Origin of the sequence: Mucilaginibacter sp. NFX135 (assembly GCF_048565145.1) — a bacterium.
Classification (GTDB): domain Bacteria; phylum Bacteroidota; class Bacteroidia; order Sphingobacteriales; family Sphingobacteriaceae; genus Mucilaginibacter.
Map to the genome: position 1 here is coordinate 2,908,325 of NZ_CP183412.1, position 16,257 is coordinate 2,924,581.

Genomic DNA, 16,257 nt, shown 5'->3' on the forward strand with positions numbered 1-16,257 from the left:
GTCGCCACTCCTGGTTTTAAGAAAAAATTTATATCGTGGGACAGTGCTTCTAAAGCCAGACCTGAAATACACCAATTGATAGCCTTTTAAATGAGCTCAGTAATACAAATACATATCGTTTTATAAAAGCGTTCCTTCTGTTTTACTGTCTTCCGGTGGTTTTGATGAACGTCATTCGCCATTAGATAAAATCGCGCTGATTGCAGGCGATTGATTTATAATAAATATCCTTTCCCTTATCCATATAAAGGTAAACCTCTTTTATTCCAATAAACCAAGTTATAAAGGTTGAGATTCCCAACTTTATATATTATGAAACCGATTGTATTTATTTACAATTTTATAGGTTTTAGGATGGATAACTTTGATTGATAACACTACCTGTCTGCTACTCAAATGTTTTGCTTTTCTTTCCCCTCAATGATCATAAGATTGTATTTACATGTCTTATTTATAGTTAATTTAACTTTATTTGGCTGGTTTTAAACTTGTAAAAAGAGAAGCTCCTCTTTTTTAATAATCACTATGCCTTAAACTCAAACGAATAAGGTAGGGAAAAAAATATATTGCAATCGATTGCATTTTTAAATAAATTCTTCTACTTTAGTCATCTGATTATAAACCAGCCGGATAAATCCCGGCACTGTACACCATAATTAATCTTTTATTAACCTATTTAATTGTACGCTTATGCGAATGACAGTTTACTCAAAAAAAAAGGTAACTGAGTCGTGCAGGTTTCACTCTAAAAGCATTTTTACCATCGCTTTTATGGCCCTGTTGACTCTTTTTTCCTTGTCGCTTTATGCACAAAACATCAAAATTCACGGACGGGTAATGGACTCATCCGGTCAACCAGTTCCCGGAGCCATAATTAAGGTAAAAGGTTCTCAGATTGGAGTAGTAGCCGATGCTAACGGCAGTTTTCAGCTTTCTGCACCTGGCAATGCCATATTGCAAATATCTTTTATAGGCTTTACCAGACAGGAAAAGGCTGTAAATAACCAAACTAACATCATTGTTACATTGGCATCAGAGACAAAAAATTTACAGGACGTGGTGGTAGTAGGGTATGGCAGCCAGCGCCGGGAGGCCGTAACTGGTTCAGTGGCTTCTGTAAGCGGGGCTAAATTGAATGAAGTACCCTCGGCCAATATTGCGCAGGCTTTACAAGGCCGCGTGGCAGGTGTGGAATTGGCTCAAACATCAACAAAGCCTGGCGCCACTATGCAAATCCGCATCCGCGGTACACGTTCTATCAATGCCGAAAACGATCCTTTGATTGTTCTGGACGGAATCCCTTTTGGCGGAACTATTGCAGATATTAGTCCGGACGATATTAAAAGTTTAGACATTTTGAAGGATGCTTCTGCAACCGCTATATACGGATCTCGAGGAGCTAATGGTGTAATATTAATTACTACAAAAAAAGGCAGCAAGGGGCAGGAACCGCAAGTATCTTATAACGGTTATTACGGCATTAAAGACGTTATGAAATATCCCATGATGCAAGCCGATCAATATATTGCATTGCGGAAAAGAGCCGGGTTGAATATGAATCCGGGCGCTGACGAAGACCCGACAGGAAAGATAAATACAGACTGGCAGGATTTATTTTATAGAAATGCCGCTGTGCAAAATCATGATATAAGCGTAACGGGAGGTGCAACCAAAACAAGCTACAAATTTGGTGTGGGCTATTATAGGGATGAGGCCCCTATACCCTTGTCTCAATACAACCGTATTTCACTTCGTGGCTCTGTAGATCAGGAAATAGGTAAGTTGTTCCGTATAGGGTTTACTACTAATAACAGTTACAGTATCACCGATGGCGCCAACTTAGGTATGTACGGTGTTTTAAGCATGTCGCCGATCGCAAACCCGTTTAATGCCGATGGAACTACCAAAAGAGTAGTTACCATGCCACAAGATATTCAATGGGTTTATACCAAAGGAACGATGAATGCATTGGGTGATAAATACGTAAACAGAACAAAGGAATTTGGTTCATATAATTCAGCTTATGCCGAAATGAAAATTCCCGGGGTGGATGGACTGAAATATCGTTTAAATCTGGGAGGCAACTATCGTACCGGATACACAGGAAGCTACACGGGTATCGGTGTTTTTAGTTCCGATGTAGCAAATCCTAACACGGCATCAGTTAATAATTCGCTTACCACGCAATGGGCAATTGAAAACCTGCTTTCATACGACAAAACTTTTGCCCAAAAGCACACTATTAATGTGGTAGGATTATATTCATCAGAACAAATAAGCTATAACAGCTCATCTATCGGCAGAAAAAACCTTGCCGGCGACGATTTTCAATATTTCAACCTGGGGCAAACCTCAACAGGAAGTAACGATGATATCACAATAGATCCCAACAACCAATCTTATTGGATTAGTGGCTTAAAGTCGTATATGGCCCGCGTAATGTACTCTTATGACGATCGTTACCTGCTGAGTGCTACCTTCCGCAGTGATGCTTCATCAAGACTGGCTAAAGGCCATAAGTGGCACAGTTATCCAGCGGTTTCGGCCGGATGGAACATTCATCGGGAATCGTTTATGCAAGGCCTGAACTGGATCAATTCCCTGAAACTTAGGGTAGGTTACGGGCAAACATCCAACCAGTCTGTAGCGCCGTATGCCACCCTCGGACAATTGAGTGTAAGACCTTATAACTTTGGCGCTACAAACGCCAACGGATATTATGTAACCCAATTGCCTAATAACGCATTAGGGTGGGAGTACTCCAAAACTAAAAACCTGGGATTAGATTTCTCCTTATTCCAAAGCCGACTTTCGGGTACGGTTGAAGGCTATATTACCAATACCAATGATCTTTTACTTAGCGTAGGCTTGCCTGCTACTTCTGGTGTAAGTAGCTATACCGGGAATGTTGGATCTACACAAAACAAAGGATTTGAGATTTCACTTAACGGAGTGATCTTCAGCAATAAAAATGGCTGGACGTGGGAAGCTGGTGTGAATTTATATCGTAACGTTAATAAAATCACCAGCCTTGCATCCGGACAAACACGTGACGAAAGTAACTGGCTTTTTGTCGGGCATCCTCTGAACGTGATATTCGATTATCAAAAGGTAGGGATCTGGCAGGCAAATGAAGCTACCGCGGTGAAGCAATATGAAGGAAGCGGCGGGCAGGTAGGTATGATTAAAGTGCTTTATACAGGTGATCACAATCCTGACGGCTCACCTACACGTGTTATTGGGTCTGATGACAGGCAAATTATAAATGCTGACCCTAAATTTCAAGGTGGATTTAACACACGGGTAGCCTATAAAGCAATTGACCTTACAATTGTAGGAGTTTTCCAGAATGGTGGGATATTAAACAGTACCCTGTATGGTTCCAATGGCTATCTGAATCTTGAAGATGGACGGCGCGGGCAGATTGCCATAGACTACTGGACCCCGGATAACCCCAATGGCCAATACCCTGATCCTAACGGACCTAAAAATAGTAACAACCCCAAATACGGTTCTACTTTGGGTTATTTCAGCGCCTCTTATATGAAAATACGTACTATTTCGCTGGGTTACAATATAACAGGTAATTGGGCGCAAAAGGCCGGCATAAAAAGGCTACGTGTTTACGCTACTGCACAAAATCCATTTATATTCTTTTCTCCTTATTACAGTCAGTCAAAATTGGATCCAGAACCTAACTCATATGCAAACGACAACGCAAATATGGCTGTTGCCTATGGATATGGACAACGAAGGCTGCTGACAGTGGGGTATAATACACCTACAACACGTAACTATCTATTGGGTATTAATGTAACATTTTAAAATATAAGACAATGAAGCGTGTATATACAAACATATTTAGACTAACAGTCTTAACCGCATTCGTCTTAACAGGATGCAAAAAAATTCTGAATGAAAAACCGCGTAGTATTTTTACGCCGGAGTATTTTAAAACACAGGCAGGCGTAGTAGGTGGAATCACCTCATGCTACGCTCACCTGCGATTGATGTATGGTAATGGCTATTTTTTAAATTCAAATGAAATTAGTACGGATGAGGCAACCTGGGGGCAAAACTCGGATGGAAATGTAAGAAGCCTTGATTTTTCAGGTGTAGGAAATATAGATCCATCAACAAGTAATACGGGTATTCTTTGGGGAGCCGCATTTCCCAATATCAATACGGCCAGCGGTGTAATTGAAAATGGCGCGGCCGTAGGTGTTTCCGATGCCCTGATTGCAGAAGCCAAATTCTTCCGGGCGTTTGATTACTTTCTGCTGGTACAAACCTTTGGTGGGGTACCATTGGATCTGGGTGGAGGTGAATTGAAGTTTAACACATCTACCATAAGAACTTCAAAACGAAATACGGTACCAGAGGTTTACACGAAAGCAGTGTTTCCGGATCTGTTAACCGCGATAGATAAGTTGCCGCCCACCGGGCGTGTTGTTGGTGGAGTTACCAAAACGGTGGCGCGTCTTTTCCTGGCGAAAGCTTATTTGACCTACGCCTGGTGGCTGCAAAATCCCAACAATATCCCAACTTTTCCAAGCACACCAAGAACCGATCCCAATGGTCATGATGCGGCATGGTATTTTCAGCAGGCCTATGATGTTGCAACCTCTGCTATCCAGGATCCCGGGACGTTTGGTTTACAGCCCACGTTTTACGACGTGAACGTAGCCACCAACGATCGTAATAACGAACTTTTGTTGTATGCTGATCACACACAAACCAGCAGCATTTACAACGGCGGCGATTTAGGCTATAGCGGTGGCGGCTTTGGTACCGACAGCTTTGCACAATGGTTTGAGCAATGGAATTATACAAATATTAAAAGCAGCACTTCCAGTAATAGTTGGACACCTGTAAGCTCTGTACAACGTGCGGCAGTACAGTCATTGGGCCGCCCATGGACAATGCTCGCTCCCCCTCAGGCTATATTTAAAAGTACTTTTGCCGATAAAACGAGCGATTCGCGTTATGACGGTACATTCGTAACCCGCTACCGTACAAATTTTGTGGAGGCAGCTGTAAAAGTAAATAATGCAACTCCGGCTTATTTGTACAACGCCAACTTTTTGCCGGTAGCCGAAGGTGAGCCCGTACTTACTTTTTTAAGTGACGATGTAAATGGTGTGGATTATTCCAATTCACAATTTAAAAGCACGGTTGGTGCCGGAGTATTACCTGGCCGGGCAGATTTTGTGATTGAACCAAGTGCATTCAGCAGAATTTGTTACCCTGGCAACTGGAAACTGGGTCCTTACCGTACGGATAATAATGGAGGTTTGGGTCAGCCTAACGGTAGCCTTACTCGGCCATTTCCGGTAGCTAAATTCTCTGAGCTGTTCTTCATAGCAGCTGAAGCCGCGGTTAAGGGCGCTGCTACAAAGGGAGTTGGCGGTACCTACGCAAATGATGGTACTGCGAGAGGACTCATTAACGTTATTCGCGGGCGCGCCGGGAAATGGCGTTGGGATAATGGCAACAATGTGGCTAAGGTACAGGATAATAGTGCTGCAGTGATAGCTGCTACGCCGGCTTCTATCGATATTAATTATATTTTAGCCGAAAGAACCCGTGAGTATTTTGGAGAAGGTTATCGCTGGTTTGATCTTGTGCGTACACAAAAATGGGCCGAATTAAGCAGCTCCTTTGTAATTGCAGGCAAAACAAACGCGAATGATTGGAACGATCATACCGTTGGTACATTTACACGTACTATTGCACCAAATTATTACCTGCGTCCTATTCCCCAATCACAATTGGACGGAATGGATATGAGCGCGGCAGATAAAAAGAGCTATCAAAATCCGGGATATTGATTTGTTTATGTATCTGTTGATTAACAATTAAGATTGTACTAATAAGGGGAGGTGAATTCACCTCCCCTTATTATTTTTTAATAAAATTACTCACCCGAACCACTTTGTCTGATATGAAATCTTCAGTCCTCATAGTTTTTAACCAGCAAAATATTTTAAAGCGGTTTCTTTTTCATCCAAGTAAAATCGGTTTGAATTTTTTGTCATTCATTTTGATATTAATCCATTTTCAATCCATAGCTCAGCAAAAAGTGATTAATCGGGCAAAAGCGAGAGAAAGAATCAATATCAACAAGGGCTGGATGTTTATGCGCTACAATGGCAAAGCTGACGATCTGATTTATGATGAACGCCCCGCTGTTTTCAACCACAAAGATGACGTCATAGCAGACAGCAGACCGTCTCAAACCGTATTTGAAGGCACTTCCGAAAAAGTATTGAAAAAATGGATACTGCCAACAGCAAATGATTTTATTAAGGATTCTTCAAAGCGTTTTGTACGACCGCAGGGAAATCCCGGCAGTGATTTTCCCTTTGTACAAAAGGGCTTTAACGACAAAAACTGGGAAAATATAAACCTGCCCCACGATTGGGCTGCAAAAGGACCTTTTTATAAAGACGCAGATGCCATTGTTGGCGGTGGCATGGGGCGGTTACCTATCCAGGGTGTTGCCTGGTACAGAAAAAAGATCAATATTGTGGGGACAGACCGGGGTAAGTCCATTTATCTGGAAATTGATGGCGCCATGTCTTATGCTATGGTATGGTTAAACGGAAACCTGGTAGGAGGATGGCCCTATGGTTACAATTCTTTCAGACTTGATTTAACCCCATACATCAAGTTTGGTCAGAACAATCAAATAGCCATCAGGCTGGATAATCCTCCCAACTCATCCCGATGGTATCCGGGCAGTGGATTATACAGAAATGTCTGGCTGGTTAAAACCCACGCGGTGCAAATAGCGCAATGGGGAACCTTTGTACATACATCAAATGTTTCTGGATCCTCCGCAACTGTGGCCCTGGACTTAAATATCGAGAATAAGGGAGCGACAAACAAACGGGTGAATGTAGTGACAGACATATACAGTTTGAGCGAGAGAGGTAGAAAGTTAAAAAAGATCAGCAGTTTTCCTGAGGCAGCAATTAATCTTGGCAGCCATGCTAAATATTTGGTAAAAAGCCAAGTATTGCTACATCACCCAGCTCTATGGGGTCCTCTGCCAAAGCAAACCCCCAATTTGTATGTAGCTGTAACCCGTTTATTTACGGATGGCCGGGCCACTGATACATATGAAACCCAATTTGGTATCAGGGATATCAGGTTTGACCCTGTTAAAGGTGTATTGGTTAACGGAAAGCCTGTTAAAATACAAGGTGTTAACCAACATCATGATCTGGGGGCACTCGGTGCCGCATTTAATTACAGAGCGGCAGAAAGACAACTGGAATTATTGCGGGAACTGGGATGCAATGCGATCCGATTGTCTCATAATCCGCCAGCTCCTGAACTATTGGATATAACAGACCGGATGGGGTTTTTGGTAATTGATGAAATATTTGACTGCTGGGAACAGGGAAAAACACCCTTAGATTTTCATCTCATCTTCCCGGACTGGTACGAGGCGGATACCAGGTCGTTTATCAGGAGGGATAAAAATCATCCGTCTGTCATAGCCTGGAGCTTCGGCAATGAGGTAGGGGAACAATACACGGCAGAAACAGGGGCAGGCGTGGCCAATAAATTAAAAGCTATTGTAAAAGATGAGGACCCAACAAGGCCTGCCACGGCTTCAATGAATTATGCAAAGCCGGAAATGCCGTTTCCGAAGGTTATGGATATTATTTCGCTCAATTACCAGGGTGAAGGCATCCGAGATGCACCGGCGTATGCTCATTTGAAGGGAATTAAAGCGCCGCCGTTGTATCCGGCCTTTCATGACAAGTTTCCTGAAAAGCTTATCATTAGTAGTGAAACCGCGTCTGCACTGAGTACACGCGGTACCTATATATTTCCGGTATTTAGTGGGTTTAGTGCACCGGTGAGTGACACCACAGGTGGCGATCCTAAGAATCAATATGTGAGTGCGTATGAGCTGTATACCGCTCAATTTGGTGCTTCGCCCGACAAAGTATTTGCCTCACAGGACAAGCATCCTTTTGTAGGCGGCGAGTTTGTTTGGTCGGGTTGGGATTATTTAGGAGAGCCGACCCCTTATTACGGGGCCCGGAGTTCATACTCCGGTATCATAGATCTCGCTGGTTTTAAAAAGGACAGATTTTATTTATATCAGGCGCGATGGAGGCCCGATTTGCGATTTGCTCATATTCTGCCGCATTGGACCTGGCCTGGTAGGGAAGGGCAAGTTACCCCGGTCCATGTCTTTTCTTCTGCAGATGAGGCCGAACTGTTTCTTAATGGAAAATCAATGGGGCGAAAAAAGCGCGGTGAGTATGAATATCGTTTCAGATGGGACGAGATAAAGTATGAGCCTGGTGAACTCAAAGTGGTGAGTTACAAGCATGGAAAACCTTGGGCAACAGAAACCGTTAAAACTGCGGGCAATTCAGCTAATCTGCAATTAACCGCCGATCGGGATGAGATCAGGGCGGATGGATCTGATTTATCTTTTGTTACGCTAAAGGTTTTGGATAAGGATGGAAACCTGGTACCACAAGCTAACAATAGCATTACCTTTTCCATATCCGGACCGGCAGAAATTGCAGCCACGGATAATGGAGATCCAACAGATCTGGTGGCTTTTTCTTCAAAAGTGCGAAAAGCATTTGGCGGCATGGCCTTGGTCATTATCCGCTCGAGAAGCAAACAAGCAGGTAAATTGATATTGACCGCTAAAGCACCAAACATGAAAACGGCTAAGCTTGTTTTGTCGAGCAGAGATTAATTTAAGACGAGATACATCTTTGCAGTGAAGGAAAATACTTTATCAAAAAGAGCAGCCGGTTGGAGAAGGTTAACCGGCTGCTCTTTTTAATTTAAGGTTTGTCCGTCCGGAAAGGAGCGGCGGGTAAACCTTCTTTATTAATCAGGTTTGGATTAACCGGATCATCTGCCCAGGCATAGCGTACATACATCGGGTGAGGCACTTCATTATTTGTCAGTGCTATTTTATTGCCCTCAATTTTTGCTTTAGCCCAAACAAATACCTTATCGGCACCCGCTATAGCAAACTCTTGTGGCTCCTCACCATCTTTGGTGGCCAAACCAGAGCCAACTGAATTAAAAACAACGGTGATCTTATGGTCATCAATCGCTGCCGATTGGAAAACCGGTCCGGATGCCACTACCTTATTATCATGATAAGCTGTTTTTTCCGCTGCTAAGGCTAATCTTTGGCCTACTTCCTTTTTTGCATCAGGATGAATGTCGTTCCACTGACCAGCATCAATCGCCACAGCCATAGCTGTGTTTGGAACGGATAGCGAAGCCGCCTGCGCCTCGCGAAAGGCCGCCCACTGGCTTTCGGAAGGCAGATAATTCATATCCATGAAGCCGGGGAGCTGAACAAAAAGAAACGGCGCATCCGGTTTTTGAAATTTTTGCCGCCAATCAGCAATCATTGCTGGTTGTAGTTTGGCATACTGGGCAGATTTGCCTGTATTTGCTTCCCCCTGGTACCACAGAAATCCCTTAATTCCATAATTAAGCAAAGGGGCAATCATCGAATTATATAATGCAGTTGGCTGATTTTGCGCAGCAAAGCCTCCCCCGCCCGTAGAAGTGCGCTGGGGAACTTTTACGAGGCCAACCTTATATTGCCAGTATCCGGTCAACTCAATCGTGTCGGCTCCGGCAATAAGCTGATAGGGTTTATCAGGCACAAAGCCACCTTTACCAGTGTTATTGGTAACGCGCACTACAAACAGGTTTTTGCCCGGTTTTAGTACCCCGTCGGGAATGGTATAACGCCGTTGCGGATACAAATAAGAGGTAGTGCCAACCTGCTTGCCGTTTATATACATGACATCCGCGTCAACAATACGCCCCATAAAAACCTTTGCCTGCGCAGTAAGCATCGACTGTGGAATGTTAATCTCCCTGCGATACCAAACTATGCCATCCAGATTGTGAATACCCTGGTCTTCCCAATAACCAGGGACGGCAATTCTACGCCATCCTTTTGGTGTGTAAGCCGGATCAAACCACTTTTCTGATAGGCCTTGATCCTGTGGAGGATGCGACTCGGTAGTATTTGCAGGTATCTTTTTTATTTGGTTAAGGAAGGTTGTGTCTCTGTTCCTCATTACTATATTTTCCAAATCCGGAAAAGTTTTAAGACTTTCATCACTCATCCAGGCCTCAATCGGTGTGCCGCCCCAACTCGAATTAATTAACCCGATAGGCACGTGATATTTTTGATAAAGCGCATCAGCAAAAAAATAAGCAACTGCAGAAAATTCTCTGATATTAGCAGGCTCAGCCTTTTTCCATGAACCGCCAGGTACATCCTGTTGAGGTGCCAGCATGTTGGTGGTATTGGTTACCCAAAAATGCCGGATTGCCGGGTTGTTTGAGTTGGCAATTTCTTTGGCGTACCGGACGCTATGTAATTCCATTTGATGAACCATGTTTGACTGCCCTGAGCAAATCCATACATCACCGATAAGAATATCGCTTAATAAAATTTGATTTGTTCCGTCAATTTTCATGGTGAATGGTCCGCCGGCTTTCATAGCGGGCAGGGTAACGGTCCATTTTCCGTCCGATGTAGTAATCGTTTTAAATGTTTTGTTATTAAACTTAACAGTAATGTTTTCTCCTGGCGAGGCCCACCCCCATATTTTTATTTTGGTATCTCGCTGCAGCACCATACCATTGCTGATCAATTTTGGCAATCGCACTTCCGAATGCGAGGTATATCCTGTAAGCAGAAGCATTGTCAATATGAATAGGCTCTTTATTTTTATCATCATATAGGTTTTTGGATTAATCAATTAAAAACCAACAGAATTTCCGCCGTCTACAACTAATACAGTGCCGGTTACATACTTAGCAGCGTCAGAAGCCAGGTAGTAAATAGCTTCGGCAATATCGGCTGGTTCGCCCAGTGTTCCCATTGGTGTTCTCGACATTACTTTGTTTTTCCGCTCCGGGTCGTTATTAAGTGCCTGGGCTGACATGTCTGTGGCGATGAAACCCGGAGCAACGCAATTGACACGGATGCCTTTTGGCGAAAGCTCTGTTGACATGGCCCTGGTCATACCTTCAATGGCCGATTTGGCTGCCGAATAGGCAATAACGTAAGGTATGCCGTATCTTGATGCCATTGAACTGATATTAATTATACTCCCGGATTCTTTTTCAATCATGTATTTGATCACCTCCCGGCTGATGACAAATACCGATGTTAAGTTAGTTTGCAGAACGCGCTGAAAATCTTCATCAGTAACATCAAGAAAAGCTTTTTTTTGATTGATACCGGCATTGTTTACCAAAATATCAGGTATGCCGTATTCCTTTATAATTTCATTAATAAGCGCAGGAATACCCTCCAGATTATTTAAATCATATGATTTGTAAATACAAAGGGGGCCAAATTTTGCTACTGCTTCAGCCAGTTTTTGTTCATTGCGACCAATTATTATAGTTTTAATGCCGCTTTCAACAAACTTCTTAGTTGTTGCCAAACCCAGGCCTGAGGCGCCTCCGGTAACAATAGCAACTTTAGTTTCAGAAATCATTTATTATTATTTAGGTATAAAACAGGTTATTTTCTCAGTGATGATTCCCTTATCAAAAGCTCATAGCGTAAGATAACGCTATGGGCAGGCTGAGCATCATCTTTGTCAATCAGATAATTGATCATCATTTTAGCGGCTACTTCTCCCATTTCATAGCCTTTGTAGTTTACCGTAGTAAGATTTGGTTCAACCACACAACATGTGGGATCGTTGTTAAATCCAGCAAAAGCAAGTTGTTGGGGGATTTTAATTCCCGCTTGCTTAACCGCTAACATACAGGCAATAGCGCAAATATCGTTTGAAGAAAATACACCATCAGGTAAAGGAGTCATTTGTAAAATTTGTTCGGCGGCGGCAGTACCCGCGGCTGCACTTAAATCGTTAACAATAACAAAACTATCATCAAAAGGTATCCCTCTGTCTTCCAGGGCTTTTTTGTATCCGGCAAACCGATCTGCATAAACGTTTCTTAACAGGTTACCCGTAATATGAACAATGCGTTTACAGCCCTGGTCAATCAAATGCAATGTGATTTCATAAGCCGCTTTAAAATTGTCAATATGAATAAGCGGGCAATTTTCGAGCTCTGTTACCCGGTCAAAGAATATGACAGGAGTTTTTCGTCTGATAAATTCTTTGAAGTGATCAACATCAGTAGTATTATAAGCAAGAGACACCAGCAAACCCTCCACCCGGTTATTTAACATGGCTTCAGCGTTGGTAATTTCCCTTTGCATGGTTTCCAGCGACTGGCTGATGAAAAGGCCGTAATTGGCATTATTTACAACTTTTTCAATGCCGGCAATCACATCCGACATAAAGTTGCTGTTAAGGCGGGGAACGATTACTCCGATAACTTTACTTTTCTTTTTTCGTAAATTACTGGCAAAGCTGTTAAAATGATATCCCATTTCTTCGGCGGTCTTTCTAATCAGCTTTTTGGTGTTTTTGTTAACGCGGGGATGATCTTGAAGCGCCCGGCTCACGGTAGCTGCAGAAATGTGAAGCTTTTTCGCGATATCATAAATTGTTATGTCTTTCCGGTTGTCTGCCATCTAAGTTTTTTTAGTTAACAGGTAAAGATAAAAAAATGAATTAGAATTGCGGAAAAATAAGGCAATCGATTGCCTTATTTTTTTATATTTGAATTTAAGAAAAAATACCGTTATGATACCCAATTTAGAGCAGACCTTTCGCTGGTTTGGACCAAATGATCAGGTTACTTTAGAAGCCATTAAACAAACGGGTGCCACCGGAATAGTAACCGCATTGCATCACATACCTTGTGGGGATGTTTGGAGTATTGAGGAGATACAACAAAGGAAAATATTAATTGAGGCGGTCGGCTTCAGATGGTCGGTTGTGGAGAGTGTAAATATTCATGAAAGTATTAAGATCGGTTCGTTGGGGCGGGATGAATACATCAATAAATACATTGAAACACTTAACAACCTGAAGAAATGTGGTATTAACATTGTTTGCTATAACTTTATGCCTGTGCTTGACTGGACACGTACGCATCTGGATTATCGTTTAAACAATGGCGCTTCGGCTTTGCGTTTTCATGCACCTGCACTTGCCGCATTCGATTTGTTTATTTTACAGCGGGATGGTGCTTGTGATGATTTTACTTCTGAACAACAAAAAGCTGCCAAAGTTTATTTTGATAATCTTAGCGAGCAGGAAAGAGAAGTGCTGAAAAATACCATACTGGCAGGTTTGCCAGGTACAGATGAAGTATTTACTGTTGAAGAGTTTAAAGGGCATCTACAGAAATATTCAGCGGTTAATGCATTAGCGCTCAAGGATCATCTTGCTTACTTTCTGCGTGCAATTATGCCTGAAGCGGAGCGTTTGGGTATCAAAATGTGCATCCATCCTGATGATCCGCCATTCCCGGTGCTGGGTCTGCCGCGCGTTGTTTGTAGCGAGCAGGACCTGCAAGATGTTGTGAATGCCTGTCCGTCACCGTCCAATGGTTTAACTCTTTGCACAGGCTCACTGGGTGCTAATCCACAGAATGATGTTCCTGGCATTATAGATCGATTGGGCAATCATATTCACTTTTTACACTTACGCAATGTAAGGATTGAGCCCGATGGTAGCTTTTATGAAGATGAACATCTGGCTGGTAATATTGATATGGGCGCGGTGATGAAAAGTGTCGTAAAGGAGCAAATACGGAGAAAATTAGCCGGAAGAGATGACGTTGTTATACCCATGCGCCCCGATCACGGACATAAAATACTTGATGATTACCGCTATGATACCTATCCCGGCTACTCGGTTATCGGTCGCTTGAAAGGACTGGCGGAATTGCGTGGTTTGGAAATGGGAATTAAGCAAGGGATAGAGAGGAGTGGGCTCTTCCCTAATGATTCTGTAACGGCCTAATGTTATTGTTATAAATTAAGCAGCTCTTGAAAATATCAATAAACATTTATATATTGGCAATCGATTGCATTGTGTGTTTGTAGATAAACTTGTCCGAACACCGCATCCGGTTGTAATCTTTAACCTACTTTTATGAAATTAGTGATATTATTCAGAAAAATCTTGTTGACTGTTTTGGCAATTGCAGCAAGTAACAGCGTTAGGGCTGATAACGGCTACAAACTATGGCTGGAATATCATCAGATTACGGATGCTGGCAAGGTGAAAGCCTATACTTCACAATTGGGGAAAGTCTTTTTTTCGGCTAAATCCGAACAACAGCAGGTTGCCTTCAATGAACTTTCTACCGGATTGGTTGGCACACTTAATCTCAGGCCCATTAAAGTAAGCAGCATAACCGATGGCGAGCTGATTATAGGCACACGCGACGAATTACGCACTATAAGTCATGTTATTGCACCCGATAGTGTTTTTGAGCGCATAGGCAATGAGGGATACGTGATTAAAAGTGTAGTTATAACCGGCAGAAAAAGGATAGTAGTGACCGCAAATACTGATATTGGAATATTATATGGTGTTTTTGGTTTTTTACAGCTGCTTGAAACGCAAAAGGATCTTGATAAAGTAAACATTGTTGATTATCCGCGAACGATGTACCGCATACTTGATCACTGGGATAACCTAAACCGGACAGTTGAACGTGGATATGCAGGTGCGTCTATATGGAATTGGCATAAATTACCGGAGTATATTGATCAGCGATATATTGATTATGCACGCGCCAACGCCTCCATTGGTATTAATGGTTCTGTATTAAATAATGTAAATGCCAATGCACTGATCCTCACACCTGATTATTTGATAAAGGTAAAAGCATTGGCAGACGCCTTTCGGCCTTATGGCATTAAGGTTTACCTGTCTGTTAAATTTAGCAGTCCGATAGAAATTGGTAAGCTAAAAACAGCCGATCCACTAGACTCGCAAGTACGGCAATGGTGGAACGATAAGGCAAATGAGATTTACCGGTACATACCCGACTTTGGCGGCTTTTTGGTTAAAGCCAACTCTGAGGGGCAACCGGGGCCACAAGCTTACGGGCGTACCCATGCAGATGGCGCCAATATGCTGGCAGATGCCTTAGCGCCTCATAAAGGGATTGTGATGTGGCGTGCGTTTGTATATGACAACAATGTTCCTGATGATCGGGCCAAACAGGCTTATAACGAATTTAAGCCTTTAGATGGTAAGTTCCGGCCGAATGTAATTGTTCAGGTTAAGAATGGTCCGATAGATTTTCAGCCACGTGAACCGTTTCACCCATTATTTGGTGCAATGCCCAATACTTCGCTGATGATGGAATTTCAGATTACCCAGGAATATCTGGGATTCTCCACTCATTTGGTTTTCGAAGCGCCTTTGTTTAAGGAGTGCCTTGATGCCGATACCTATGCCCACGGTAAGGGGACTTCAGTAGCAAATGTCCTGGAAGGCAAATACAATCGCAAATTGATAACTGGCATGGCCGGTGTTGCAAATATTGGTTCTGATATCAACTGGTGTGGTCATCCGTTTGCTCAAGCCAACTGGTTTGCATTTGGCAGATTAGCGTGGAACCCGGGTACAAGCTCAGATGAAATTGCGGATGAATGGCTGCGTTTGACCTTCAACAATGATCCCGACTTTGTTAAGCCTATGAAGCGGGTTATGCTACAATCGAGAGAAACTACCGTAAACTATATGACGCCCTTGGGCCTGCACCATATTATGGGGGTCAATACGCATTATGGACCTGGTCCCTGGGTAGATAACGCCGGGCGTGCCGACTGGACAGCTGTTTATTACCATAAAGCAGATTCCAATGGAATAGGTTTTGACCGGACAAGTACGGGGAGTAACGCTGTTGATCAATACATGGCACCCGTGCGTGATAAGTTTGAAAATTTGAACACTTGTCCAGACGAATATTTGTTATGGTTTCATCATGTAAAATGGACTTATCCTACAAAATCCGGCCGCAATGTTTGGAATGAATTAATATATAGATATTATTCAGGTGCGGACTCGGTTAAAAGTATGCAGCAAATATGGAATAAGATGGCTTCAAAGGTAGATGCAGAGCGTTTTATAGCCGTGAAGCAACTGATGACCATACAATATCAGGAGGCGCTGCGCTGGCGCGATGCATGCGTGCTGTATTTTCAAACCTTCTCCCTGTTGTCGATTCCTGCCGGATATGAAAAACCGGCTCATTCGCTGTCCTATTATCGAGACCAAAAGTTTTTTATGCCGCCCGGGATAGGCGGTAATCAATAAATTAAATTACATTAAA

General features: G+C 42.9%; 8 protein-coding genes. 5 read left to right on the forward strand and 3 right to left on the reverse strand.

Features of this window, described 5'->3' with window-relative positions:
* Positions 1–696 precede the first annotated feature (696 nt).
* The 3 genes from ACNURT_RS12445 (at position 697) to galB (ending at position 8,737) form a co-directional block, all read left to right on the forward strand.
* Positions 697–3,825: a SusC/RagA family TonB-linked outer membrane protein gene (locus tag ACNURT_RS12445; protein WP_419702016.1), complete on the forward strand. Its 3,129-nt coding sequence runs from the start codon at positions 697–699 to the stop codon at positions 3,823–3,825.
* 11 nt (positions 3,826–3,836) lie between these two features.
* Entirely contained in the window at positions 3,837–5,831 is a 1,995-nt protein-coding gene (locus tag ACNURT_RS12450) for a RagB/SusD family nutrient uptake outer membrane protein (protein ID WP_419702017.1), read from the forward strand.
* A 212-nt stretch (positions 5,832–6,043) separates the two neighbouring features.
* On the forward strand, positions 6,044–8,737 hold the full coding sequence (gene galB / locus ACNURT_RS12455; protein ID WP_419702018.1) for a beta-galactosidase GalB: 2,694 nt from the start codon (positions 6,044–6,046) through the stop codon (positions 8,735–8,737).
* A gap of 91 nt (positions 8,738–8,828) precedes the next feature.
* On the opposite strand, the gene ACNURT_RS12460 is transcribed toward galB, so the two are convergent.
* The 3 genes from ACNURT_RS12460 to ACNURT_RS12470 are packed head-to-tail and all read right to left on the reverse strand — an operon-like array spanning position 8,829 to position 12,589.
* On the reverse strand, positions 8,829–10,730 hold the full coding sequence (locus tag ACNURT_RS12460) for a sialate O-acetylesterase (protein ID WP_419702019.1): 1,902 nt from the start codon (positions 10,728–10,730) through the stop codon (positions 8,829–8,831).
* A 57-nt stretch (positions 10,731–10,787) separates the two neighbouring features.
* Complete coding sequence (locus tag ACNURT_RS12465; protein WP_419702020.1) at positions 10,788–11,534, reverse strand: SDR family NAD(P)-dependent oxidoreductase; 747 nt, start codon at positions 11,532–11,534, stop codon at positions 10,788–10,790.
* 26 nt (positions 11,535–11,560) lie between these two features.
* Positions 11,561–12,589 carry a LacI family DNA-binding transcriptional regulator gene (locus tag ACNURT_RS12470; protein WP_419702021.1) on the reverse strand — a complete coding sequence of 343 codons (1,029 nt, stop codon included), beginning with the start codon at positions 12,587–12,589 and terminating at the stop codon, positions 11,561–11,563.
* Between the two features lie 112 nt (positions 12,590–12,701).
* On the opposite strand from ACNURT_RS12470, the gene uxuA reads away from it, so the two are divergent.
* Positions 12,702–13,928, forward strand: coding sequence for a mannonate dehydratase (gene uxuA / locus ACNURT_RS12475; protein WP_419702022.1), 1,227 nt, complete (start codon positions 12,702–12,704; stop codon positions 13,926–13,928).
* Between the two features lie 132 nt (positions 13,929–14,060).
* Complete coding sequence (locus ACNURT_RS12480) at positions 14,061–16,241, forward strand: alpha-glucuronidase family glycosyl hydrolase (RefSeq protein WP_419702023.1); 2,181 nt, start codon at positions 14,061–14,063, stop codon at positions 16,239–16,241.
* Positions 16,242–16,257: the final 16 nt, after the last annotated feature.

Coding starts and splice junctions, on each gene's coding strand:
- ACNURT_RS12445 (WP_419702016.1), top strand. CDS start 697: ATGACAGTTTACTCAAAAAAAAAGGTAACTGAGTCGTGCAGGTTTCAC.
- ACNURT_RS12450 (WP_419702017.1), top strand. CDS start 3,837: ATGAAGCGTGTATATACAAACATATTTAGACTAACAGTCTTAACCGCA.
- ACNURT_RS12460 (WP_419702019.1), bottom strand. CDS start 10,730: ATGCTTCTGCTTACAGGATATACCTCGCATTCGGAAGTGCGATTGCCA.
- ACNURT_RS12465 (WP_419702020.1), bottom strand. CDS start 11,534: ATGATTTCTGAAACTAAAGTTGCTATTGTTACCGGAGGCGCCTCAGGC.
- ACNURT_RS12470 (WP_419702021.1), bottom strand. CDS start 12,589: ATGGCAGACAACCGGAAAGACATAACAATTTATGATATCGCGAAAAAG.
- uxuA (WP_419702022.1), top strand. CDS start 12,702: ATGATACCCAATTTAGAGCAGACCTTTCGCTGGTTTGGACCAAATGAT.
- ACNURT_RS12480 (WP_419702023.1), top strand. CDS start 14,061: ATGAAATTAGTGATATTATTCAGAAAAATCTTGTTGACTGTTTTGGCA.